General features: G+C 41.1%; 25 protein-coding genes, 8 tRNA genes and 1 pseudogene. 17 read left to right on the top strand and 17 right to left on the bottom strand.

The window, feature by feature from the left end; genetic code table 11:
* Nucleotides 1-22: 22 nt before the first annotated feature.
* Genes DK924_RS04360 through DK924_RS04325 form a run of 8 tightly spaced genes read right to left on the bottom strand, consistent with a single transcriptional unit; the run spans nucleotide 23 to nucleotide 5,169 of the window.
* Complete coding sequence (locus DK924_RS04360; RefSeq protein ID WP_109874414.1) at nucleotides 23-208, bottom strand: hypothetical protein; 186 nt, start codon at nucleotides 206-208, stop codon at nucleotides 23-25.
* 11 nt (nucleotides 209-219) lie between these two features.
* Nucleotides 220-822 (bottom strand): DUF3164 family protein, encoded by a 603-nt coding sequence (locus tag DK924_RS04355; RefSeq protein WP_109874413.1) that lies wholly within the window; start codon nucleotides 820-822, stop codon nucleotides 220-222.
* A 5-nt stretch (nucleotides 823-827) separates the two neighbouring features.
* Nucleotides 828-1,034, bottom strand: a complete 207-nt coding sequence (locus DK924_RS04350) for a hypothetical protein (protein WP_109874412.1) — start codon at nucleotides 1,032-1,034, stop codon at nucleotides 828-830.
* A gap of 2 nt (nucleotides 1,035-1,036) precedes the next feature.
* The gene (locus DK924_RS04345; protein WP_109874411.1) at nucleotides 1,037-1,369 is read right to left on the bottom strand and encodes a LacI family DNA-binding transcriptional regulator; all 333 of its coding nucleotides are present in this window, start codon (nucleotides 1,367-1,369) and stop codon (nucleotides 1,037-1,039) included.
* Nucleotides 1,353-1,958 (bottom strand): hypothetical protein, encoded by a 606-nt coding sequence (locus DK924_RS04340; RefSeq protein ID WP_109874410.1) that lies wholly within the window; start codon nucleotides 1,956-1,958, stop codon nucleotides 1,353-1,355. Before DK924_RS04340 ends, DK924_RS04345 begins: the two co-directional genes overlap by 17 nt.
* Before the next feature lie 11 nt (nucleotides 1,959-1,969).
* Nucleotides 1,970-2,677, bottom strand: coding sequence for an AAA family ATPase (locus tag DK924_RS04335; protein WP_109874409.1), 708 nt, complete (start codon nucleotides 2,675-2,677; stop codon nucleotides 1,970-1,972).
* A 14-nt stretch (nucleotides 2,678-2,691) separates the two neighbouring features.
* Complete coding sequence (locus DK924_RS04330) at nucleotides 2,692-4,899, bottom strand: Mu transposase C-terminal domain-containing protein (RefSeq protein ID WP_109874408.1); 2,208 nt, start codon at nucleotides 4,897-4,899, stop codon at nucleotides 2,692-2,694.
* A gap of 3 nt (nucleotides 4,900-4,902) precedes the next feature.
* A complete protein-coding gene (locus DK924_RS04325; RefSeq protein ID WP_109874407.1) occupies nucleotides 4,903-5,169 on the bottom strand; it encodes a helix-turn-helix domain-containing protein in 267 nt (88 codons plus the stop codon).
* Nucleotides 5,170-5,451: 282 nt separating this feature from the next.
* Between DK924_RS04325 and DK924_RS04320 the strand changes: the two genes are divergently transcribed.
* The 13 genes from DK924_RS04320 to nth all read left to right on the top strand — a co-directional run bounded on the left by DK924_RS04320 (nucleotide 5,452) and on the right by nth (nucleotide 16,087).
* Nucleotides 5,452-6,069: a helix-turn-helix domain-containing protein gene (locus DK924_RS04320; RefSeq protein WP_109874406.1), complete on the top strand. Its 618-nt coding sequence runs from the start codon at nucleotides 5,452-5,454 to the stop codon at nucleotides 6,067-6,069.
* 686 nt (nucleotides 6,070-6,755) lie between these two features.
* Nucleotides 6,756-6,832 (top strand) — tRNA-Asn (locus DK924_RS04315).
* 21 nt (nucleotides 6,833-6,853) lie between these two features.
* Nucleotides 6,854-6,930, top strand: a tRNA-Asn gene (locus tag DK924_RS04310).
* Nucleotides 6,931-6,951: 21 nt separating this feature from the next.
* Nucleotides 6,952-7,028: transfer RNA gene (locus DK924_RS04305), tRNA-Asn, on the top strand.
* A gap of 23 nt (nucleotides 7,029-7,051) precedes the next feature.
* Nucleotides 7,052-7,128 (top strand) — tRNA-Asn (locus tag DK924_RS04300).
* Between the two features lie 171 nt (nucleotides 7,129-7,299).
* The gene (locus DK924_RS04295) at nucleotides 7,300-9,243 is read left to right on the top strand and encodes a GGDEF domain-containing protein (RefSeq protein WP_109874405.1); all 1,944 of its coding nucleotides are present in this window, start codon (nucleotides 7,300-7,302) and stop codon (nucleotides 9,241-9,243) included.
* A gap of 244 nt (nucleotides 9,244-9,487) precedes the next feature.
* Nucleotides 9,488-10,069 (top strand): electron transport complex subunit RsxA, encoded by a 582-nt coding sequence (rsxA, locus tag DK924_RS04290; RefSeq protein ID WP_008115244.1) that lies wholly within the window; start codon nucleotides 9,488-9,490, stop codon nucleotides 10,067-10,069.
* A gap of 1 nt (nucleotide 10,070) precedes the next feature.
* Entirely contained in the window at nucleotides 10,071-10,625 is a 555-nt protein-coding gene (gene rsxB / locus DK924_RS04285; protein WP_008115242.1) for an electron transport complex subunit RsxB, read from the top strand.
* 8 nt (nucleotides 10,626-10,633) lie between these two features.
* Nucleotides 10,634-13,024: an electron transport complex subunit RsxC gene (rsxC, locus tag DK924_RS04280; protein ID WP_109874404.1), complete on the top strand. Its 2,391-nt coding sequence runs from the start codon at nucleotides 10,634-10,636 to the stop codon at nucleotides 13,022-13,024.
* The gene (gene rsxD / locus DK924_RS04275) at nucleotides 13,021-14,079 is read left to right on the top strand and encodes an electron transport complex subunit RsxD (RefSeq protein WP_109874403.1); all 1,059 of its coding nucleotides are present in this window, start codon (nucleotides 13,021-13,023) and stop codon (nucleotides 14,077-14,079) included. The genes rsxC and rsxD overlap by 4 nt, the downstream gene beginning before the upstream one ends.
* Nucleotides 14,076-14,714, top strand: coding sequence for an electron transport complex subunit RsxG (rsxG, locus tag DK924_RS04270; RefSeq protein ID WP_055013368.1), 639 nt, complete (start codon nucleotides 14,076-14,078; stop codon nucleotides 14,712-14,714). Before rsxD ends, rsxG begins: the two co-directional genes overlap by 4 nt.
* Nucleotides 14,711-15,409 carry an electron transport complex subunit E gene (locus DK924_RS04265; RefSeq protein WP_010388435.1) on the top strand — a complete coding sequence of 233 codons (699 nt, stop codon included), beginning with the start codon at nucleotides 14,711-14,713 and terminating at the stop codon, nucleotides 15,407-15,409. The genes rsxG and DK924_RS04265 overlap by 4 nt, the downstream gene beginning before the upstream one ends.
* 45 nt (nucleotides 15,410-15,454) lie before the next feature.
* Complete coding sequence (nth, locus tag DK924_RS04260) at nucleotides 15,455-16,087, top strand: endonuclease III (protein WP_109874402.1); 633 nt, start codon at nucleotides 15,455-15,457, stop codon at nucleotides 16,085-16,087.
* A gap of 135 nt (nucleotides 16,088-16,222) precedes the next feature.
* Here the strand turns inward: nth and DK924_RS04255 are convergent, their stop codons facing one another.
* From DK924_RS04255 to DK924_RS04240, 4 genes are all read right to left on the bottom strand, one after another.
* Nucleotides 16,223-16,693 carry a DUF4304 domain-containing protein gene (locus tag DK924_RS04255; protein ID WP_109874401.1) on the bottom strand — a complete coding sequence of 157 codons (471 nt, stop codon included), beginning with the start codon at nucleotides 16,691-16,693 and terminating at the stop codon, nucleotides 16,223-16,225.
* 72 nt (nucleotides 16,694-16,765) lie between these two features.
* Entirely contained in the window at nucleotides 16,766-17,197 is a 432-nt protein-coding gene (locus DK924_RS04250; RefSeq protein ID WP_109874400.1) for a T6SS immunity protein Tdi1 domain-containing protein, read from the bottom strand.
* A 93-nt stretch (nucleotides 17,198-17,290) separates the two neighbouring features.
* The gene (locus tag DK924_RS04245; RefSeq protein ID WP_109874886.1) at nucleotides 17,291-17,875 is read right to left on the bottom strand and encodes a hypothetical protein; all 585 of its coding nucleotides are present in this window, start codon (nucleotides 17,873-17,875) and stop codon (nucleotides 17,291-17,293) included.
* A 122-nt stretch (nucleotides 17,876-17,997) separates the two neighbouring features.
* Complete coding sequence (locus tag DK924_RS04240) at nucleotides 17,998-18,600, bottom strand: hypothetical protein (protein ID WP_146199364.1); 603 nt, start codon at nucleotides 18,598-18,600, stop codon at nucleotides 17,998-18,000.
* Between the two features lie 307 nt (nucleotides 18,601-18,907).
* Here DK924_RS04240 and DK924_RS04235 point away from each other — a divergent pair.
* The 4 genes and pseudogenes from DK924_RS04235 to gloA all read left to right on the top strand — a co-directional run.
* A pseudogene (locus DK924_RS04235) lies at nucleotides 18,908-19,156 on the top strand (endonuclease III); the annotation flags it as partial.
* A gap of 191 nt (nucleotides 19,157-19,347) precedes the next feature.
* Nucleotides 19,348-21,258: an aminotransferase class V-fold PLP-dependent enzyme gene (locus tag DK924_RS04230; RefSeq protein WP_109874398.1), complete on the top strand. Its 1,911-nt coding sequence runs from the start codon at nucleotides 19,348-19,350 to the stop codon at nucleotides 21,256-21,258.
* 120 nt (nucleotides 21,259-21,378) lie between these two features.
* Nucleotides 21,379-22,410: a serine hydrolase gene (locus DK924_RS04225; protein WP_109874397.1), complete on the top strand. Its 1,032-nt coding sequence runs from the start codon at nucleotides 21,379-21,381 to the stop codon at nucleotides 22,408-22,410.
* Nucleotides 22,411-22,464: 54 nt separating this feature from the next.
* Complete coding sequence (gloA, locus tag DK924_RS04220) at nucleotides 22,465-22,866, top strand: lactoylglutathione lyase (RefSeq protein ID WP_010388396.1); 402 nt, start codon at nucleotides 22,465-22,467, stop codon at nucleotides 22,864-22,866.
* 87 nt (nucleotides 22,867-22,953) lie between these two features.
* On the opposite strand, the gene DK924_RS04215 is transcribed toward gloA, so the two are convergent.
* From DK924_RS04215 to DK924_RS04195, 5 genes are all read right to left on the bottom strand, one after another.
* Nucleotides 22,954-23,220, bottom strand: coding sequence for a DksA/TraR family C4-type zinc finger protein (locus DK924_RS04215; RefSeq protein WP_075169014.1), 267 nt, complete (start codon nucleotides 23,218-23,220; stop codon nucleotides 22,954-22,956).
* A gap of 320 nt (nucleotides 23,221-23,540) precedes the next feature.
* Nucleotides 23,541-23,616: transfer RNA gene (locus DK924_RS04210), tRNA-Glu, on the bottom strand.
* A gap of 180 nt (nucleotides 23,617-23,796) precedes the next feature.
* Nucleotides 23,797-23,872 (bottom strand) — tRNA-Glu (locus DK924_RS04205).
* 85 nt (nucleotides 23,873-23,957) lie between these two features.
* Nucleotides 23,958-24,033 (bottom strand) — tRNA-Glu (locus tag DK924_RS04200).
* An 85-nt stretch (nucleotides 24,034-24,118) separates the two neighbouring features.
* Nucleotides 24,119-24,194 (bottom strand) — tRNA-Glu (locus DK924_RS04195).
* Nucleotides 24,195-24,212: the final 18 nt, after the last annotated feature.

Below are 24,212 nucleotides of genomic sequence, written 5' to 3'. Positions count from 1 at the left end.
TCCGTGCGCGCTTTTTAATGGTTTAGCTGGTGTGGCTTACGCTTTTTTGCTTAGGCGGGTTAATGCCTACCAGCTGGCTTTGCACTACAAAGCTGATGTTTTGAAACACAAAGTTGATGTTTACTGGCTCTTTGCTTTGCGCCACTAGGTTTAAAACTGTTTGTAGGTCGCTGTGTTCGTTTACTTGAATTGTTGATGTAACTTCCATGATTGCGCCCCTTACAGCTTGGCTATGTCTAGTGATATGGCATGTTCTTGCTCGCCTATGGTTTCGTAAAAACGTATAAAGCGCGTTGAGTCCATTACCAGTATTGAGTCGGCTATAATGTCCATTGCACGCTGCCATTTACCGGTTTCGTCGGTGATATTTAGACGGCGTAGGCCGAGTACTTTTTGCACTGAAACTTTGCCTTTTTTGTCGGTGGCAAAGGTTTGCTCAATAATGAGTTTTAGGTTTTCGTTTGCGCCCTCGCTCCATTCGTTTAGGCATTCGTCTATTAGGTCTTTTGCTATTATTAGCTCTGGCCCAAGTTCTATGCTTTCTTGCACTTGCAGAGTTACTTTTTGCTTGTGATCAAAACTACGTAAGGTGACGTTGCCTTTTGTGCCGCCCATTTCTACTGCGTACTCTTGGGCTAGTAAGCCTATGAATGCGTCAAACTCGCTCATTTGCTCTTTTTTAAAGGCGGCTAATGCTTTGCTTTGCTCTTTGGCTTTGGCTATGGCCGATTGCACAAACTCATGGCGAATTATGTCGGCTGGGCGAATCGCTTTAAGTGGCACCTGGTGGCCTTTGTGATTTTTTAAAAACTCTTGTGACATGGTGGTTATCTCTCTATAAAAATGATGATTTGGCCGTGTAATTTTGCTGGGCGAACTTGGCGGGTTTGCCCGTTTTTAGTTTCGGTTAGCACGGGTAAATGTGCTGGGGCTTTGCCTGCTACTTCGATTACATGGCGGCTAAAGCCTTTGTGTGAGCTGATAATTTGCAGCCCTTGTTTTTGTAGCTCTTTTAGTACGTTGCGTAGTTGCATGGTTATTTGCTCCCGCATATTTTTGAGTTTGGGCAACCATTGCGACACGCTTTATAAAGCGCGACGCGTACATGGTTGGTGGCTGCGAACTTTCTTGATTGATGTTCTAGGCATTGGTTTAGCGGTATTTCGTCTAGGATTGGACAAATTACCGTTGATGCCATAAATACGCCCTCTACACGTTGCTGTATTACGTGTGTAGAGGCTTTGTATTTGTCGTTTACCACTTGGCTTACTGTGGCTTTACTTACGCCTAGTTTTTCGGCAACGCTGCGCATGCCTTGCTTTGCTACTTCGTCTTTTAAAACCTGTAACCAGTTAGCTGTTGAAGTCATGCGCTTCTCCCAGTGTTACGGGGGCTATTTTTACGGTTTTACGTTGCACGGCGTTAAACTCAACTAGCTCGTTTGTGTTTGGGTCGAATACGCCTGTTGCTTTTGGAACGGGGCGCTTTGGACCGGTATTTTTAAGCATGCGGTATATGGTTGTCTCTCCTGCTCGCTCAATGACTGAGCCTGTGCGCGGGGCTGATTTGACAACAAATATGTACCCTGCTTTTTTTAAAATTGAGATATATGAACGCGCAGAGGCTACCGATATGTCGGCGGTGCTTGCTACTTGCCCTGCGTCAAATTCATTTAGGATTCGCATTGATTGCCACATGCGCTGTCTCCCTGAGTTTTTTTGTTTTGCATCACTGTTTTTTGGTTGTTTAAACGGCTTGTATTGGGCGTTTAAAACGGTGTAGGTGATGTGTTCGTAATCAACATTTTCAGCTATGGCCTTTGCTGCTATTAGGCGTTTTGCAAAGGCTTTTAAGCTGTCGAGTGTTGTGTGCTCTATGGCATCGCGCACTTGTTGCAATGAGAATGTTTTTAGGATTCTCATTGCTTGCCATGCGTCTTGTAGTTGTGGGCGGCTCACTGAATCTCTCCTTACGCTTTTTTAAGGAAAAATTCTTTAGAACCCCACTGCTGTAGGTCGATACTGGTTAGCCCGTTCGCCATTGCAAAGGCTTCTATTTTTGACAGCCCTGTGATGATGCGACGCACTTCGCCGTCGGTGTCGCTGAGCAGCTGGCTTAGTAGGTCGTCTTGTATTGTGAGCGTTGGCTCTATGACTGCATTGACGATAATTTGCAGGTCTTCGCGTTGGGTTGGCTGAAACTCTAGCCATTCTGATATACGGTTATAAAATTGACGGTGACGCTGTAATTTACGGCGCACTGATTCCATGCCAATAAGTACTACTGGGCAGTTGGTTAGGTCGTGAATATCGCGCACGATTTCGAGTGTGTTTTTGTCGTTTAGTAGGTAGTCGGCCTCGTCTATAAACAGTGGGCGATTGTGTATTGCCATGTGCTCTATGATGTAGTTAAGCATGGCTTCACGGGTGTAAATGTCTGGGCCGCTTAGCTCTTTAACTATTTGACGTAAAAGCTGCGCTAATGTCATGCCTGATGTGGCACGTATGTAGATGCCGTCGCAGCGATTTACTAACCATGCTGTTGCTGTGGTTTTACCAAGACCTGGATCGCCGTAGATTAGGCCAATGCCTGGTACGCCATGCGCGCGTTGATTTAGGGCTTCTACCATCATTTGTGTTGCTACTACGTTGCTTACGATTGCTATTTTAGTTTTCATGGTTTTTCCTTTTACTATTTATGTAATTGAGTTGATGCAGCGGGTGCTGCGTTCATGTCGCTTAGTAGGTCGTCTAGGCGTTTTGATGATGCGCGATTGTTTTGCTCCCATGTGTTTAACCAGGTTGCATCTACTTCGCTTAACTGATTTGTTAGGCGTTGTTTTTTATGAAACATGGCTTTGCTTTGTGGGTTGTCGAATAGCGGCGTTGGGTTGACGTTTGCTATGGCGGTTTCAATTTCTAACTGCTTACGGCGTTTTTCAAATTCGCTTAATTGCTCGTCGCTAAAGCCGACTGCTGGCTTGCTGTCGAGCGCTTTTGTAGCTGACTGCGTTATGACATTGGTGTGTTCAACCGACTGTTTAGGCAGTGTTGCAAGCGCTTTGTTTTGGGTTGTGTAATGCCCTAGCACTTCGTTTGCTATGTCTGAAACGTTGACGCTTTTAGCGGTCTTTTTAAGCTCTTTAAGCTTGCGTGATGTTTCGGCTGATTGGCTGCGTTTTGCATGGTGTGCTACGTCTTGACGTGTCATGCCTGCTGATTGAATTTCGTGGTCTACTGCGATACAAATAAACTCGTTATTCATGCGATTAAATACGTAAATACGGCCTACGTTTTTAGGGTCCCATTTACATAGCACTTCATCACCTACGATTGCGCCCAGTTCTGGGGCAATATAGAACCCGCCACTTAGTTTAATGCCCTCTTTACCCACCATGCGTAAACCACGATTTGATGGTATTGGCTGTAGCATTACATCAAGCAAACGCTCGTCTTTGATCACTTTGATTTGGTCGCGACTTGCTGCGAATAAATCGAATGGTGTTTTGTTGCCTATGTTGCTGTGCGGCTTGTGGTGGTAACGGTTATCTATCCAGTTATCTACGAACTCTTGCAGCTGTTGCGCTGTCATGTTGATTTCGATAGCTGATTTATCACCGCCCTGCTTTGCTAATAGGCGCTGTGCAAAGGTTTTGCGCGCTTCTATTGCTTGGCGTTCTGACACGTTGTGACCTATGTAACCGGTTAATAGCTCGGCTATATCGTGCGAGAACGTTTTGAAAAAGCGCTCTATGTAGGGCTTTTCTTCACCTGAAAACGGGCGTGTTGTTTCGTGCTTTATGTCGAGCGCGTCAAACACACTTTTGATTTGTATTGAGGTGTAGTCTTTACCGTTATCGGTGCGGGCTATTTCGGGTATGCCCCAATCGAGTATTGCTTTGCGGATAACTAAACAGATACCGGTGCTGTCACTGGTTGGGTGAATAACGACTTTTGCACGGCGGCTAAATACGTCGATAATTCCGATTAGTGAGTGGCGGCCATCGGTTAGCATTACGTCTGATGGGGTTGAATCGAACTCCCACAATTGGTTAAGACGTTTTACGTTTTCGTCCATTTTACCCATGGCGCTCATATACTTGTTTTTCCAAGCATCTGGGTTTGCCATTTTGGTATAAAGTGCGCTGTTTTCGCGCTTCCAACGTGTTAGCCAATCGCGGATTGTGGTTTCTGCTGGTAACGATTTACCTACTTGATAAAAACGAGCAATTAAGCCCTCTTTTATTTGGGTGGCTTTTACGTGTGGGTATTCGTAGATCATGGCTATGCAAAAATCGGCTAGCTCTTTGTCTGAGTCGATGATTGATTTGCCGGTACGCTTAGGCTTTAAAGCTAGCCCTGCTATGCCTTTTTCAGCTACGGTTTTTTGCCAGCGTATTAATGAATTACGCGACACTGACGGTATAACAGATTTACACTCTAATACGTCTTCAATTAAACCTTGGTTATAGCGCTCGCTAAAAAGTTTTAAGCCAACAATTTTGCCTAGTTTGTTTGCACTTATATATGCGTCTGCTGCATTTAATATTTGCACTTTGGCGCTTGCTTTTGGATCTATTTTTTCTAATCCAGCTAAGGTTTTTAGGTTTGATTGGCGTTGGTGATCAATTAAATCTTTGTCTAGGCTGTTCACTTTTTCGTTAACTGCTAGGTAAGATGCACCGCTTTTAGACGCTGGTGTATCCATTGATTTAATAATAGCCTCTTCCACTTGTATACGAACATATACAGGCAAATCGCTAAGCGCGTATTTTCGTACTTTGCCACCACGGCTAGGTACTTCTGTAAAAGGCCAGTTTTCGTTTTTAGCTTTGATTTGAATGCTGCGCTTACTAAATAGTAAGTAATCAGCAAGTTGTTTAGCTGTGTAGAGTTCCATAATTTACACCCCGTTCATCTTACGACGTCCGAGCTTACGATTTGGCTTGCCATCTTTACCGTAGCGCTCAGGCCATATTTCACAGGCACTTACGCCGATTACATCGGCAATGATTCGCTCTATAGCTGGGTAGGGTCTGTGTAATGCAGTTTGCACAGCATTTGAGGTGTAGCCGCGACTAAAAGACAACTGGCGGCATGACCAACCCTCATCCTCTAGCGCAGCTTTTATATCTGCTTTTGTCCAACCTGGACATTCTATGCTATCCATTTAAGCCACCTTTTTGTTGTATATGTTTGTATCCATGAACACAAGCATATACATACATTTATATACATTCAAACTATTTTTTATACAAACGTATACATGAAAGGTTAAGCTTTTGATATTTAATATTATTTATTTTTTATTAGGGGGGATCGCGGTTCGCGCTTTAAAGTGCGAAAGATCGCACTTGATAACACAGACTGTGTAAATTTTTTATTTTGTATGCACTCGCATGTGTGCTTAAATATATATACATCAATCATCCGAACACAGACTTGCTGATAAATGGCTGCATTCAACGACTATTTAAAATCGTTACGGGAACAAAAAGCCCTGGACATAGGCACTGTTGCTAAACGCATTGGAGTGCATAGACATACTCAGTCAAATTATGAGGGCCATAGAGATCCCCCAATTGATTACTTGGTTGATTTTGCAGAGGTGGTGGGTGTGCCTTTTACTGAGATTCTTAAGAAACGCCTGGATGATTCAAAAGCAAATGAAGAAGCTGCTAAAAAAGCTATTAGTTCTTTAAACGCAGTAAATTCAACCGATAACAAAGTTTCTGATAATTCACTTAAGTACAAAACTAGCAGTGAATTACTGCAAGTGAAACTTGGTGAGCTTTCACATACTGCTGTGCCTATGGATGCAACCGTATACATTGACACCTGCAACAAGAACGTGGCACCTGATGCTATGTATGGCTTTCTAAACCCAATGACCGGTTGTTATTTTGCAGCTAAACTAGCGTTAAATGAAACACAGCTAAGGCTGGTGTTTGATAACGCAAAGCGTAAAGATGCTGAATTTAATATTGAGGGTGGTAGTACTGAATCGCACTATATTTTGAAGACTCTAGGGCTTTTAGGTAGGGTTATTAAGGCTGAGCTTATTTTTTAGTTACCCATTTACTTCCGCGAATTTTAAAAGGGCTTTTTATTTTACCCATTTTATTCGCTCTTTCCTTTTCGCACTTAATTTTTGTTAAACTCGCTTTAAACCCTTATTTCTCCCGCGTTTTCCCATCTATTCTTATCTATTCCCTATTACCCATTAAGATCTGTTAGTTACAGTAACTCATTAAAACGAGATTATTTGTTTATTTAATGCAAAACCATATTTATGTTGAATAAATAGCCAACCCTTTGATTGCTCTGTTTTTATACAAACCCCACATAACTCTACAAAAATTTTATTTTAATCAACATAGAAACTATCTATTACGTCTTTCATTTAAATTTAGTTCAACAAACTTTAACGATACAAAGTAAAAGTGAGGTATTTATTTTAAATACGTTTATAAAGTCTTTTTTAAAAATAAAGGAAATAGACCAGTTTTTTATTACTAAAAGCTACTTTTTTAAATTTTATGGCAACTTTTATTGGATAAAGATCCTTACTTGATTCAAATATTACGCTGTTTTTGTAAAACAATATCACTACGCTTTACTTAAATAGTGTTATAAAACGCGCAGATTGCACATAAAAACAACGAATAGACCTCTTTTTTGAATTTATGATCTTTTATATGTTGACACTTTGCTATGCGGTCATTAATATTTCGCCCCGTTGAAAGGCAAGACGCTTCCCCCTTAGCTCAGTTGGTTAGAGCGACGGACTGTTAATCCGCAGGTCCCCCGTTCGAGTCGGGGAGGGGGAGCCAAGTTTTTCAGCCATAAACGATTCCCCCTTAGCTCAGTTGGTTAGAGCGACGGACTGTTAATCCGCAGGTCCCCCGTTCGAGTCGGGGAGGGGGAGCCAAGTTTATGTTTATGATGTAGTTCCCCCTTAGCTCAGTTGGTTAGAGCGACGGACTGTTAATCCGCAGGTCCCCCGTTCGAGTCGGGGAGGGGGAGCCAAGTCATAAAAAGTACATTTTAGTTCCCCCTTAGCTCAGTTGGTTAGAGCGACGGACTGTTAATCCGCAGGTCCCCCGTTCGAGTCGGGGAGGGGGAGCCAATTTACTACACTTCCATAGACATCTCTTCAAATTTGCTCTACCATTTCTCTTTTAAAACAAAAACTTTTTGATTAAAAAAACTAACTATTTGATAACTTTCTCTATCAAGCTATAATTATTTTAATAATCATGAGGTTGTGTCCTCCCCTTTGACATATAAAGATTAAACAATGGCAGCTTTTAAAAAACTTATTTTTATACAACTGATGGCTTGGTTGGTTCTTGTGACCGCTGGCTGTTATTTTATTAGCCAAAATTTTGATAGTGCCATCGGTAAAGCTCAAAAAAATGCGCAAGCGACAGTCGAGCAATATATTAAAAACCTATCTGCAACTGACCTCTCTGCTGATAACTTAAAAAATACACTTGCAAGCAGTGAAATCTTTTCACACTTTACTTTACGTGATTATCAAGGTGCTGAAGTGTTTTCAGTTAACAACGCACCGCAGTTGCCTGTTATTGCCGAACTTATTCAGTCAAGCAATAACTCAGTACGCCCTCAGTATGCCACTAATGATAATGCCGATATAAAAGTTGAATTTAAAATTAATATCACTCACTTGAGTGAGCAGTTTCAAACTGCTTTTTTTATAATTTTAATTATAAGCACCCTACTTGCCCTAATACCTATTGCATTAATGAAAACCATTGTTAAGCACATTAATGACAATATATGTACGGACGTTGCTGATGTCATTGATATTTATATAAACCAAAATCAACTAGGCGATGATTTTGCTACTAAAATTGATTCGCCAGAGTTAGCTAAGTTAGGGAAAAGTTTAATTCCTAGCTTTAATCGTTTATCGCACTTTTTAAAAAGTAAGAATGACAATATAAAAAATGCTGCACACACAATAAAACGTGAGGCCTACAAAGACGGTGTGACTGAGTTAGGTAATCGCAATATGTTTGTTGATTACTACGAAAAGAATATTGAAAACACCGAAGTAAGTACATTTGGCTCTTTAGCACTCGTTCGCTGTAGCGAGTTGCAGTCTATAAATCAAAGCCGCGGTTATCAAAAAGGTGATGAATACATTAAAGCCGTTGCAGATATTATTGTCAGCATCAGTGGCACCTATTCCGGCAGCCAAGTTTTTAGAGTTAACAGCTCTGATTTTATAACAATTTTACCAAATACCCCGTTGAAAGAAGCTGAAAAATTTGGTGAAAACTTACAATCGCGCTTTACTCAATATATGCAAAACCAAGAGCTTAGCTCGGTTGCAAACACTGGTATTGTGGGGTACGAAAAATCAAAACCTTTGGGTGAGTTACTCTCTATTGTTGATAATGCAATGAGCATGGCGCAGTCTAAGCAAGCTAATGCGTGGCATGTGCAACGTGATACTGATCTAGTTAACAATGTGAGCGCAGGATTTGGTAACCAAAACTGGCGTAAAGTGATTAACGAAGTAATTGAGTCTAAAAGCGTCCATTTGGTGATCCAAAATATTATGCCTTTAGGCAAAAGCATTAAAGCCTATGCTGAAATTCAAGCCCGCTTCAAAACAGAAGAAAACCAAGCTTTGCCTACCGCTTCATTTTTAGCAATGGCTGAAAAGCTCGATATGGCCATTGAAATTGACAAGTTAATAATAGAATCGTCTTTGGAAAGAATAAAATCGAGTAATTTATCTGAAAAGTATTTTGGCTTAAATATCACCCCATCTAGCGCGCACAGCGACCAGTTTATGATTTGGTTAGAGCGCCGTTTACTTAAAGATACGCATATTGCTTCTAAGTTAATTTTTGAAGTGAGTGAATTTGGTCTTCAACAAAACATTAAAGCAAGCAAACGCTTTATTGATATGGTGCATCGCGTTGGTGCCAGAATAACTGTAGAACGCTTTGGTGTCGGACTCACCTCATTTAAATTTTTCAGAGATTTAAAACCAGACTTTATTAAAATGGATGCAAGCTATACCCGAGGTTTAGAGGACGATAAAAACAATCAATACTTTATGCGTTTAATGGTCGACCTTGCTCATAGAATTGGCGTTAGTGTTTTTGCAGAGGGCGTTGAAAGCCAAGAAGAAAAGCACATTGTAGAAACCCTATGCCTTGATGGTGTCCAAGGTTACTATATTGAAAAGCCTAAAGACATCTAACTAATTACCCTATTTAATAATAAAAAAGAGCATTTATGCTCTTTTTTACTTTTTAAAGTGTGCTTTTATGACTGTTCAGCCGTTAAAATGCTGACAGTTTTTTAATTGCAAACTCCCTTAAATTTAACCCTTTACAATTAGCCCATTATTTAACGTTGTTTATTTAACTGATAATCACTCAACGTGTTGTTAATCGCAGTAGAAAAAAGGATAATACACGGGATTTTATTAGCGTGAGGCACACATGACAGAATACGTCTTGTTATTAATTGGAACAGTGTTAGTTAACAACTTTGTATTAGTACAATTTTTAGGCCTTTGCCCGTTTATGGGTGTATCAGGAAAACTTGATACAGCCATAGGTATGTCTTTAGCAACTACCTTTGTGCTAACGCTTGCCTCTGTGACCAGTTATTTAGTAAACGAGTATATTTTATTACCACTAGATATCACCTACCTGAAAACAATGAGCTTTATTTTAGTTATTGCAGTGGTTGTTCAATTTACTGAAATGGTTGTTAGAAAAACCAGTCCAACGCTATATCGTTTATTGGGAATATTTTTACCTTTAATAACGACTAACTGTGCAGTACTCGGTGTTGCTTTATTAAATATCAAAGAAGATCACACCTTTTTACAATCTGCCGTTTATGGGTTTGGTGCCGCAGTGGGTTTTTCATTAGTTTTAGTTTTATTTGCGGCATTACGCGAACGCCTAGCCGCAGCAGATGTTCCCACTCCATTTAAAGGTGCTTCAATCGCAATGATCACGGCAGGTTTAATGTCAATGGCCTTTATGGGTTTTACTGGATTAGTGAAGTTTTAATATGACCTTGTTGTACGCTTTAATAGCGCTGGGTTTACTGGCGTTAATTTTCGGATTAATTTTAGGATTTGCAGCCGTACGTTTTCGAGTTGAAGGTAATCCTGTAGTGGAGCAAATCGATACCATTTTGCCACAAACACAATGTGGTCAATGTGGTTATCCTGGTTGTCGCCCTTATGCAGAAGCCATTGCCAATGGCGATGAAATAAACAAGTGCCCACCCGGTGGTGATGCGACAGTTAAAAAGTTGGCTGATTTGATGGGTGTTGAGGCTAAACCTCTAGCCGGCGGCGAACAAGCCGAGCCAGTTAAAACGGTGGCCTACATTCGCGAAGATGAATGTATTGGTTGTACCAAATGTATTCAAGCCTGCCCTGTTGATGCCATTGTTGGTGCAACCCGACAAATGCACACCGTTCTAATTGACGAATGTACAGGCTGTGACTTGTGCGTTGAACCTTGTCCGGTCGATTGTATTGACATGCTACCCGTTGCACCAACAAAACAAACTTGGAAATGGCAACTAGACGCTATTCCTGTTACCCAAATAGATTAGAGGTTTGAGTGGAAAAGTTACTTGAACAAATAAAAAAAGGCACCGTTTGGGCATTTCCTGGCGGCGTACATCCTCCGCAGCAAAAGTCATTATCTAATAATGCGCCTATTGCGCGCCTTCCTTTGCCTGAAAAACTCGTTCTACCTTTAAAGCAGCATATTGGCGCTAGCGGCAAGTTAATTGTAGAAAAAAGCCAGCACGTATTAAAAGGTCAGCCATTAACTAAGCCTTCTGCTAACTGGTCGGTACCTGTGCATGCACCTACATCAGGCACTATTATTGATATTACGCCTATGCCATCAGCACACCCTTCTGCTTTGCCTGAATTAAGCATTATTATTGAACCCGATGGCAAAGATACCTGGTGTGAACTATCGCCTTTAGCAAACCCAGCCAATGCATCACACGATGAACTCGTTGATGTTATTCATAATGCGGGTATTTCTGGTATGGGAGGCGCAGGTTTTCCAACCTACGTTAAAGCAGATATTAAGCAGCCGATTGAGTTTTTAATCGTGAACGCGGTTGAGTGTGAACCTTACATCACGGCTGACGATACTTTAATGCGCGAACATGCCGCTGAAATAATCAAAGGTATTGAGCTCATGCAACAGCTGCTCAATCCTACCCTGTGTATTATTGGTATTGAAGATAATAAGCCCGAGGCTATCACAGCCATGACTGAAGCGGCGAAGCATAACGAGCATATTTTAATACAAACCGTGCCTACAGTTTATCCCTCTGGCGGTGAAAAACAGCTAATAAAACTGCTCACTAACCGTGAAGTACCAAATGGCGGTATCCCTGCTGATATCGGCATTTTAGTACATAACACAGGTACTTTATTTGCGATTCAGCAAGCTGTATACGAAGGTAAACCGTTAATTGAACGTGTTGTTACCGTTACCGGCAATACTATACATAATCCAGGTAATGTATGGGCGCTATTAGGTACTGAGATAAAACACTTACTTGATTGCCAAGGGTTTTCACCTGTGCCACAACAACGCGTGGTCATGGGCGGTCCTATGATGGGCTTTACCTTACCTACGGTTCGTATTGGCGTTGTTAAAACAACAAACTGCATACTTGCTCCAGATCATAAAGAATTAGCAGAGCCTGGCCCAGAAAAAGCCTGTATTCGCTGTAGTGCCTGTGCAGATGCGTGCCCTGCTTCATTGTTACCACAGCAGTTACAGTGGTTTGCTAAATCAAAAGAATACGACAAACTCCAAGAACATAACTTATTTGATTGTATTGAATGTGGCGCGTGTGCCTATGTTTGCCCAAGTGAAATACCACTCGTTCAGTACTACCGCGTTGCAAAAGTTGAGATTAAAGAGCAAATTGCCGAGAAGATAAAATCTGATCGCGCTAAAGAACGATTTGATGCACGTAAAGCGCGTTTAGAGCAAGAGCAAGCTGAGCGAAAAAATCGCCATAAACGTAAACCTGCAGCTAAATCGACCGAAGAGCAGCAAAAAGTAGCCGATGCCCTTGCCCGCGTTAAAGATAAAACCAGCGATGGTGACAATAAATCAGCTGTAGCAGCGGCAATTGCGCGTGCTAAAGCTAAAAAGCAAGGTGGCGAACTTGAGCCAGATAACAGTGAAGTTACAAAAGAGCGCGCAGCACGTAAAGAGCAAGCCCGCCTTTATAAAGAGCAAAAAGCACAAAATAATGGTGATGACGAAGCTGTAGATGACAAAAAGTCAGCAGTTGCAGCAGCTATTGCCCGTGCTAAAGCTAAAAAGGCAGCACAAGTAAATGAGCAAACAGCAACTGATGACACAACAAATGAATCTCCAGTTGCTGCAGATGATAAAAAAGCCGCCGTTGCTGCCGCTATTGCTCGCGCTAAAGCCAAAAAGGCAGCACAAGCTAATGAGCAAACAGCAAGCGATGACACTGCAAGTGAATCTCCAGTTGCTGCCGATGATAAAAAAGCCGCCGTCGCTGCCGCTATCGCCCGCGCTAAAGCTAAAAAGGCAGCGCAAGCTGCTGAGCAAACACCAAGCGATGACGCAATAAGTGAATCTCCAGTTGCTGCCGATGATAAAAAAGCTGCCGTCGCTGCCGCTATTGCTCGTGCTAAAGCCAAAAAGGCAGCACAAGCTGCTGAGCAAACAGCAAGCGATGACGCAATAAGTGAATCACCTGTCGCTCCCGATGATAAAAAAGCTGCCGTCGCTGCAGCCATTGCCCGCGCAAAAGCCAAAAAAGCAGCGCAAGCTGATGAATTAGCAAATCAAAGTGAAAACACTGAGCCACAAAGCAACGATGAACCTTCAGAAGCTTCACAGCAAACAGCTCAAGAAAAAAAGAAAGCCGCCGTAGCCGCCGCGATTGCTCGCGCTAAAGCTAAAAAGCAACAAAAAGAAGGAAATGATCAGTCATGAAACTAACCATGGCCAGTTCACCCCATAATCATAGTCACAAATCTGTGACACGTTTAATGTTAACTGTAATTGCGGCTTGTATTCCTGGTGTTATTGCGCAAGTTGTATTTTTTGGCACCGGTGTCCTTATCCAATTATTATTGGCGTTAGTGTGTGTAAGCGCATTTGAAGCAGCCGTTATGTTAATGCGTAAGCGCCCTATTTGGCCTGCATTAAGTGATGGCAGTTCATGGCTTACCGGTGTGTTATTAGCAATAAGTATTCCGCCCTTAGCGCCTTGGTGGATTATTGTTATAGGGTGTTTGTTTGCCATAGTTATTGTTAAACAACTATATGGTGGTTTAGGTTTTAATTTATTTAACCCTGCAATGGCAGCCTATGTGCTTTTATTAGTGTCGTTCCCTGTGCAAATGACTGCTTGGTTACCCGTTACAGAATTACTTAATACGGGTATTACTTTCAGCCAGCAGTTAAGCTTAATCTTTAGCGACTTTACCACGTTAGGATACAGCTTAGATCAGCTCCGAGTAGGAATAGACGGCAGCACAATGGCTACCCCACTTGATACCTTAAAAACAGATATTGCTCACGGACTAACGGTGACAGAGAGCATGCAAAAGAGCGTATTTAATGAGTGGACTGGCCTAGGTTGGGGATGGGTTAACTTAGCCTTCTTACTCGGCGGCCTTTACCTGTTAAAAACAAAAGTAATTAACTGGCATATACCAGTGAGTTTTATTGCAAGCTTAAGCTTATGCGCAGCAATTGGTTATATTGCCTCGCCAGGTACAGAGCCAGGTGTAGTGTTTCACTTGTTTAGTGGTGCGACTATGCTGGGGGCCTTTTTTATCGCCACCGATCCTGTATCAGCTGCAACCACTAATCGAGGTCGCCTTATTTATGGTGCAGCAATTGGTTTAATTGTGTATTTAATTCGCACCTTTGGTGGTTTTCCTGATGCAGTTGCATTTGGGGTGTTGCTAATAAACATAGCGGTACCGCTAATCGATTACTATACGCAACCAAGAACCTATGGCCATGGAGCAGTAAAATGATTATTTCTTCAATGGTAAAAAATGGCGCAATATTGTGTGGGTTTGCGTTACTAACAACGGGACTCGTTGCCACAATTAATACACTTACCGCTGATAAAATTGCAGAGCAAGAGCAGTTGCAGTTAACTAATCAGCTTCAAGAAGTATTGCCGCATTCCAAATACAGCAATGAGCTATCGCAAGATTGTGTAATTATATCTGATCCATTACTAGGGCCATACGATAACCAAGTTATTTATCGTGCCCGAAAAGATAACGAACCTGTGGCATTAGTCATTCGTCATGTCACCCCTAGCGGCTACAGTGGTGATATAAACTTACTCAGTGCAGTATATCGCGATGGTACCATTGCGGGTGTAAGGGTAACCAAACATGAAGAAACACCAGGTTTAGGTGATAAAGTTGAAATAAAAAAATCAGACTGGATCACCACATTTAATGCAAAAACAGTACAAAGCGAAAGCGACGATCGTTGGGCTGTTAAAAAAGACGGCGGCCAGTTTGACCAGTTTACTGGCGCTACAATTACACCTCGTGCCGTTGTAGGCTCAGTCAAAAACGCGGTACTTTATGCACAAGATAACTTTGATGCTCTGTTCACAGCAGCAAACGCATGCCCAGAGGTAACGCCATGAGCGAATTAAAAACCCTTTACAAAGAAGGCTTATGGGGAAATAACCCCGCCTTGGTACAGTTATTAGGTTTATGCCCTTTACTCGCTGTTACCTCTACAATTACTAATGCGCTAGGTTTAGGCTTAGCAACCTTATTGGTATTAGTGGGCTCTAATATTACCGTATCAATAGTGCGTAACTGGGTACCTAAAGATATTAGAATACCTGTGTTTGTGATGATTATTGCCGGTTTTGTAACAATTGTGCAGCTGTTAATGAACGCTTACACTTTTGGCCTTTACCAATCTTTAGGGATTTTCATTCCGTTAATTGTAACCAACTGCGCCATTATTGGCCGTGCAGAAGCGTTTGCCTCAAAAAATCCAGTGCACTTATCCGCCTTTGATGGCTTGATGATGGGCTTAGGCTTTATGTTGGTTCTGGTTGTACTTGGCGCTATGCGAGAGCTGGTTGGACAAGGCACATTATTTGATGGTGCCGATTTATTACTCGGGCCTTGGGCTGCTATATTGCGCATTGAGGTGTTTAGCTTTGATAGCCAGTTTTTACTGGCCATTTTACCACCGGGCGCATTCTTAGGGCTTGGTCTGCTGATTGCCGCTAAAAATGTAATTGATGCACAAATAAAATCAAAACAAGTCGCACCGCCAGAAGCTGAAAAAGGCCCTCGAGCGCGTGTTACTAGCTTAACTTAAGGGGAAAACGCATTAACTTAATAAAGCTAATGCGTTTTAAGTTACATGAATAAAGAAAAACGTCACCAAATACTTACTCGCTTACGCGACGACAATCCACATCCTGAAACGGAGCTTGAATATTCAAGCCCGTTTGAGTTATTAGTTGCCGTTACGCTCTCAGCACAAGCAACCGATGTTGGGGTAAATAAAGCCACTCGTAAATTATTTCCGGTTGCTAATACACCACAAGCCATTTTAGATATTGGCCACGACACACTGCGTGATTACATAAAAACCATCGGCTTATTTAATTCAAAAGCAGCCAATGTATATAAAATGTGCCAAATATTGGTAGATCAGCATAACGGTGAAGTGCCAGAAAATCGTGAAGCCCTAGAAGCCCTCCCTGGCGTTGGCCGTAAAACTGCTAACGTAGTATTAAATACAGCCTTCGGCTGGCCGACCATTGCCGTAGACACGCATATTTTTCGTGTTTCTAACCGTACTAAACTTGCCATGGGTAAAGACGTTGTAGCGGTTGAGCAAAAGCTCGAAAAAGTGATCCCCAAAGAATTCAAAGTCGATGTACACCACTGGCTCATTTTACATGGTCGTTATACCTGTGTCGCCCGAAAACCTAAATGTGGCAGCTGTATTATTGAAGATTTGTGTGAGTTTAAAGAGAAAGCAGAGTAATTAAAGCCTGCTTTGTGCCATTTGCAGACAGTGGTAACGCTCCGTTAAGGAGCGGATAATGCGTGGCTATAATCGTGAGGAACGAACGTCAGCCATGCGTTAGACGTCCATGCCTTAAACGGCTTGTTATATGTATTAATCACATAGCTTGGTTGCTATATCTTCTCCATTATTCCAGTACATATACGGCTTAACTAGCTCAGAATTCAAGATGTCAGCAACGCTATTATGATGATTAAAAAATGGAATTAGTTTATTAGCGATTATGTTCGCTATTTTTTCAACTTTCGCTTCTACATTTAGACCTGACTCAAAATTAGATAAGTCGTAGAATTCTTTAATTTCATCATCTGAACTTAACAACTGCTCGACGCGAAAACGTAAATGGCAATCCAATTCCTTGGGGTAAGCTATCTCTTGTGTAGCTTGAAAATAGATACCAACGTTAAAATAAATACTATCGCTGTTCCTAGAGCATTGAATGTTGAACCACTTTGCTAACTCATCGCCAGCGCAACCCCATGAAGCTCCTTTCTTTTTAAAGCCAAGAGCTTTGAAGTGCGGTTTTAATACTTCTTGAAGTTTTTTACTTATCACCGACGACATTCAGCATAACCTCACGAATACATATAACGCCTTGCTTACCGCAATCCGACTTGAGCAACTTGTCATGAGTTTTCATTGGCCATGACCCTGAATTTTTGCATGTAGTTGTGACATTAGAGCTTGATAAACCGACATGCTGAATATTTTTAAATTATTGGGGCTAAACTCACCACCAATTATTGGATGAATTTGCCAACCGATACATTCACCTTTTTTTGGTGTGATATCATTTTCAATAGCGATCGGGAACCAGCTTGAGATAAAGATTTCGTCGCACCACTCCGATGATTTATTTAGCTCATTATACCCTTCTGAGCTTTCGGCCACCTGTTCATAAGTACCTTCTAGCAATGATAATACAGACAAAGAACCATCAGGGTTACCAAACAACCAGTCTCCAAAAACCGATAACATTAAAGGCGTTGCGGTTGGAGGAACGAGCCAAGTCCATTGAGGAAGCAAGTTATCAATTTCTTCTTCGCTAGGCTTCCTTATGAATTCCATGTTTGAACCTCCTTTTTACTCATAATAACGCCGCCATAATTTGCCACTTGAAGCGCAGCGTAAAGCGGTCAAATTGATGGCTTTGTTAGGCATTTATTTTAATGCTAATTTATTGCTATTAATATCACTAATAAACTGTTCAAGGATTTTGTCGATGGATTGTTTGGTAGATTTCAATGTGGCATTCTTCATGCCAAACGGCCCAGCGCCCCACATTTGTCCACCTTGTGACCCTCCCTCCGAACGGTATGTTTTGTTAAAAACTTCACTGCCAGAGTTTAGTATTTTTATATTTAAAGCCGTATATGCTCGATAGTTCTTAAATTCAAAACCCTCTAACTCAAACTCAACCAAATTTCCATTATTCCCTGCACCTTTTTCAAGCTTACCGAATGCAGATTGGACATAATCATGATTGATAGTTTTCTCTAAAATTTTCCCAAACTCAACGATCCATACATGAGCATATCCCACAGTCGCCGCTCTAAATTGATAGTTATGATTTTCGGTTTTACTACCAATTAAATACTCCGCCTCTATTTCAGACTTGGGAAGTGTTGTTTCTTTACCATATTTCACCAAGTGCTGGTCATAATCCTTGGCGACCGGATGATTAATCGAACATCCGGTTATTAATACAATTAGTACAAGTGCTGAAATTGAAAATATTTTTCTCATTTTTACATCCATAGTTAATTATTAGTATTGCCTAACGCCTCAATCAGAGGCAAAAAATAGTTGGTTAAAATTAGCGACGCAGGAGCAAAACCAACTGTTTTTTGTCCTGCTGAATTGACTTGTTAGTACCCGACGTACTGCTTTAACAACCCCAAACGAAATATAGGGTGAGCTCTTTCACTTAACCCCATTTCCAGAAGACTATCAATGTGAGAGTCAATTTCTTCAGCCGACAATTTGCTCACATAAAGATGCTTATATAGCAAACCGTAATAGTGGGCAAGCCCATCAAAAAGCAAGTGTTCCTCAGTTACGAATAAGGGCGGATAACGAAACTCTGTTAGGAAACGGACTGTATCTTTTATTATTTGAGCCAAGTTGGCGTCAAAAAAGTCTATTTTCGTTTGCATTAGCTCTGATACGATATCGGAATCGAGACTTCTTGGTTTTCCACTTTCCTCATGTACCGGATTGAGGAGTAAAGTAAACAAGAGGAATAAGATATTTAGATCTTTAGTGCCTTCAACCTCTTGCTGCAACTCCCACATAGGGTGGTTAATTAGCCCGAATTGAACAGCAGTTATATCATCTTTACCAGTGCGGCCAATCAGAAATCCATACGAAAAGTCATTATTGATGGGTTTGAGATACCGCACTTGAGCACCATCACTTCCCGCTTTGGTAAAACCGTTTTTCTCAGCGGTCCTAATTAACTTTGATTTCATAAACAGAGTCTCTGAGGGTACTAACAATTTAATAGTGCGCTCATCGCGCATATTTCTGCCGACTTAACGCTCATTTATCTATTTTATATAGTTTTAACAAATTACCTAAGGTATTACTATCACTAAGTTTTCTCAAACTTTAAAGTAAAGTTAAATAGAACAATATGCGCGCGTCGCTCATTTTCGTGAATATATGCGCAAAGCAGAGTTTGATCACCCAATTGACTTTTATATTATTCAATATCAATGACAGGTTTTCGCTCAAAGCAGTCTTGAAAAAGTAAGTATTTTCGTTCTACGTTCATTATATTTTGGCTGGCCGACAATCGCTGTAGATACGCACATATTCCGTGTATCTAACCGTACCAAGCTTGCTATGGGTAAAGATGTGGTTGCGGTTGAGCAAAAACTCGAAAAAGTGATCCCCAAAGAATTCAAAGTCGATGTACACCACTGGCTTATACTGCATGGCCGCTATACTTGTGTAGCCCGCAAGCCCAAATGTGGCAGCTGTATTATTGAAGACTTGTGTGAGTTTAAAGATAAGGCTGAATAGCCATATGGCGAGTGCTCTTCGATCAATACGTACAATTTCCTAATGCAGGTGCCTAACTTGGCTAAATAAACGCTTATATCTGCACCCGTACTAAAAGCAGTTATAGGCACATTTTCAAAGTATTAATTTCACAAGTATCATTCCTTTAGTTATGCTACTGAGCATAAATAAAATTATAGTGCGGACCCTCTATGTTACCCTTACTTCGTATATTGCTAATTGAGCAAGACCTTAGCATCTTAAAAGAGCTTTCAACGAATTTGTCAAAAACAATTGCTAATTTTGAGCGAAGCGATATTCATATTGATATTATCGAACGTCTTGAACTTAAAGAAGCGCTTGAGTGTGTTGAAGAAGATGGCGATATTCAAGCTGTTGTACTTAGTTGGGATGTGCAAAATAAAGTAGGCGAGAAAATGTATAGCCGCTTTATCGAGCAACTAAAGAGGATCCGCCTTGAGTTGCCCGTTTATGTTATTGGCGATGATACAAAAGGGCTAGAAATCGTTAATGAGTCGGAGGAGATTGAGTCTTTCTTCTTTAAAGATGAAGTAATCTCAGACCCTGAAGCAATTTTAGGTTATATGATTAACGATTTCGATGATCGCTCAGAAACCCCATTTTGGACGGCGTATCGCCGGTATGTTGGCGAGTCGAATGATTCATGGCACACTCCAGGACATAGTGGCGGTTCTAGCTTTAGAAATTCTCCTTATATTAAAGATTTTTATCAGTTTTATGGCCGTAATGTCTTCGTAGGTGACTTGTCGGTGTCAGTCGATTCGTTAGGCTCATTATCAGATAGCACCAATACCATTGGCCGTGCCCAAGAGTCAGCTGCGGCAACGTTTGAAGTGAAACATACCTATTTTGTTACCAACGGGTCATCAACTTCAAATAAAATCATCTTGCAGACACTGCTTCGCAAGGGCGATAAAGTGATTATTGACCGTAATTGCCATAAATCTGTGCACTACGGCATTTTGCAATCAGCCAGTTTACCCATTTATTTGTCGAGTATTTTAAATCCTAAATATGGGATTTTTGCGCCACCGTCATTGGCTGATATAAAACAAGCAATAGAACAAAATACCGATGCAAAATTACTGGTTCTTACCGGTTGTACTTACGATGGTCTGCTAAGCGACCTCAAACAGGTAGTAGAATTTGCTCATCAGCATGGTATTAAGGTGTTTATCGACGAAGCGTGGTTTGCTTACTCGCTGTTTCATCCAAGCTTACGTTACTATTCCGCCATTCATGCTGGCGCTGACTATGTTACTCATTCAGCGCATAAAGTGGTGTCGGCATTTTCTCAGGCGTCTTATATTCATGTTAACGATCCTGATTTTGATGCTGATTTCTTTCGCGAGATTTACAGTATTTATGCCAGTACATCGCCGAAATATCAGCTTATCGCGTCGCTTGATGTTTGCCAAAAGCAATTGGAGATGGAAGGCTATAAGTTACTCAATGCTTTGTTGAACCATGTGGAAGAATTTAAACAACAGATGGCTTCACTCAAACAAATTAAAGTACTTGGTAAACAAGACTTTATGAACATATTCCCACACTTTAGTGGTGATAACATGGGTCACGATCCGCTAAAGATTCTCATCGACATTAGCGAATTACCCTATTCATTAAAAGATATTCATAAATACCTTCTCGATGAAATTGGCCTAGAAATAGAAAAATACACCCACAGTACCATTTTGGTGTTACTGACGCTTGGCGGAACGCGTTCGAAGATCATTCGTTTATACAATGCGTTGAAAAAACTCGATAGTGGCAAGGTAAAACTAGCCACATCGACGCGACGTTCTCGCTTACCAGAAAATTTACCAGCTATAGACTTAGCCTGTATTCCAAGCGAAGCTTTTTATGGCGAGCGCGAATCGGTACCTATTAGCAAAAGTAACAACCGCATTTGCGCCGGTTTAGTTACGCCCTATCCGCCAGGCATCCCGCTTTTGGTTCCGGGGCAACATATTACACAAGAGCATGTAGACTATCTTAAGGAGCTTGCAGGACAAGGATTAACAATTCAAGGCAGTTTTGATGGCGAAATCTATGTTCTTAAGGGCAAAGCTAATAAGTAAAAAGTATATTTTAATAGAGTTGAACTCCTTATAACTAAACAGCAATATCACATGATATTGCTGTTTAGTAGAATAAAGAGCTGATCCTCACACTCCAAAAATAAATGAGACCAGAATGCAATGATACAGTTGAAGAACAAAAAGGCGCTCACGCTTCTGCGCGTTGCAGCTCTCATTGTTACTCTTACTAGCATATACATTTTTGCCCCTTGGCAGTTTGCTTTATATTACTTTCACCCACTGCCCGCTAACGTTCAAGCACAAACACAAGAGGCTATTGAACAAGGAATTGATGGCATTATTGTTTATATTCATAAACAAGGACAGCAACCTGAATATTTTGCAAATGGTTGGCATGATCGAGAGCAAAAAATACCCGCATACCCTAATGCACTTTTTAAAATTGGCAGCATTCGAAAGTTATATGATGCAGCAGCTTTAACTAAGCTTGCAGCCATTGGACGTATTGAAATAGATAAAACACTGGCTGATTATCTTCCATCATTAATTGGGCGGATTGAAAACGCAGATAAAATTACATTGCGAATGATGGTAAAACACAAAAGTGGCATACCCAATTACACAGACACCGATAATTTTGATTGGTCAATCACCTACCCTGATCCACTTGCATTAGTGCTCGATGAACCCGCGGACTTTAGCCCTGATGCTGATTATGGCTATTCTAATACTAATTATTTGTTGCTGAGAAAAATTATGTCTAACGTACTGGGTTATGATCACAACCAATATATTAAAGATGAAATTTTAACGCCACTGGGCCTAACGAACACGTTTTCATCAGTGCATGAAATAAATTTAGTAGATTTGATGAGTGGTTACTACGTAGGTTATGAGAATGACTTTAAAGAACTCGATCAAGGCTATGTGGCTACCGCACAAGATATAGGCGACTTTATTTTTGCTTTAAACAAAGGCACTTTTTTCGACGAACAAGAGCAAGCTTTGTATGCATCACTTTATAAGTATGAACACACGGGTTGGGTATTAGGGTATTCAAGCATTGCTCGTTATTATAAAGATATCGATACAGTCGTTGTACAATTTATAAATACTAATGGCGATGATACTGTGATGCTCACAGAAATAATTTATAATCGGATTATTGATATTTTAACAGCGCAGCGGTAGTCGTTATAAAGTAGCTGCGTTATCAAAATTTATGTGAATTTTAAGAGGGTTTAAATGCGTTTACTACACACCATGTTACGGGTTGCTGATCTAGATAAATCAATTGCGTTTTATACTCAAGTGCTTGGTATGAAAGAGTTACGCCGTGCTGATAACGAAGAGTACCGCTACACCCTCGCCTTTGTAGGATACGGTGATGAAACTGACACGACAGTACTTGAACTAACCTATAACTGGGATACCGACAGCTACGATTTAGGTAATGCCTATGGCCATATCGCCATTGAGTTTGATGATATTTATAAAGCCTGTGAAGATATTAAGGGCGCTGGTGGTAACGTTAGCCGTGAACCAGGACCAGTAAAGGGTGGCACAACAGAAATTGCGTTTGTAAAAGATCCAGATGGCTACTCAATTGAACTTATTCAGAAAAAAGAGAACATGAATAAATTTTAGTAAATATATTTAATAGGTTTACTAACCCTTTTAATTATCTAAGCTCAACTCTGATACGATATTAAAAAAGGTGCTGTATGCACCTTTTTATCGTAACTGACTGTCTTTACTGCCTCGCCGATTGAGCCCTTTTGAAAGCGCGCCTTTACCTTCTAGGTCAGCTTGGCAGCTTACACAATACTTAACCCCAGGTACCGCAAGTCTTCGTGCCTGTGGTATTGGTTCATCACATTCTTCACATAGCTCGGCACTGGCTCCAGAAACTAAGTTACTTCTAGCATATTGCACAGCATCATTAACGCTTGCGTCAATTTGTTCTTGAATTGCACCATCGCGTGCCCATCCACTTGCCATATAACCTCCTATTTATTTGGACGTTTATATGTACCCTAACATAGGCGAAGTATATTTAAGCTGAATATAAAGAAAGGAAAGAAACTAATAATATATAGGAGTTATTATATTAAATTATTTAATTTTAAGATTTTAACTTCACTGGATAGTTTTGAAGTAGTGATGGAAATGCAGGTAAACTGATTTTAGATACTTTTTATTAAAAGCTATATTACTAATGAATAGTAGGTGGCATACCAAGAGATTTTTCACTCTTTATTATTTTGCGGATAGAGAGTGCTGCAGTCATACTGCTTTGTAGATTACTTAAAATAAGTAAGTGGCGTCCCCAAGGGGATTCGAACCCCTGTTACCGCCGTGAAAGGGCGGTGTCCTAGGCCTCTAGACGATGGGGACGCAGAAATTGGTTTGCAAATCACTGATTTGCTATTTCTGCGTAAGATGAGCCGAGCCTGTGAGGCGAATGGCATTATCTTCTCAGAAACATTTTCTGTGTCACTAGGACAACTGAATGGTTTGACTCGTTTCAGGCGAGTTGCTTAATAACACTGCACTTCCCTATTTAAAATAAGTAAGTGGCGTCCCCAAGGGGATTCGAACCCCTGTTACCGCCGTGAAAGGGCGGTGTCCTAGGCCTCTAGACGATGGGGACACTAAAAAGTGTCACTAGGACAACTGAATGGTTTGACTCGTTTCAGACGAGCTTTAATAACACTACCCTACTGTATAATAGTAAGTGGCGTCCCCAAGGGGATTCGAACCCCTGTTACCGCCGTGAAAGGGCGGTGTCCTAGGCCTCTAGACGATGGGGACACTAAAAAGTGTCACTAGGACAACTGAATGGTTTAACTCGATTCAGACGAGCTTTAATAACACTACCCTACTGTATAATAGTAAGTGGCGTCCCCAAGGGGATTCGAACCCCTGTTACCGCCGTGAAAGGGCGGTGTCCTAGGCCTCTAGACGATGGGGACACTAAAAAGTGTCACTAG

Origin of the sequence: Pseudoalteromonas sp. meg-B1 (assembly GCF_003173795.1) — a bacterium.
In the GTDB taxonomy this organism is placed as follows: Bacteria; Pseudomonadota; Gammaproteobacteria; order Enterobacterales; family Alteromonadaceae; genus Pseudoalteromonas; species Pseudoalteromonas undina.
The sequence above is the reverse complement of the archived record's forward strand: the minus strand, read 5'-3'. Positions and strand labels throughout refer to the sequence as shown.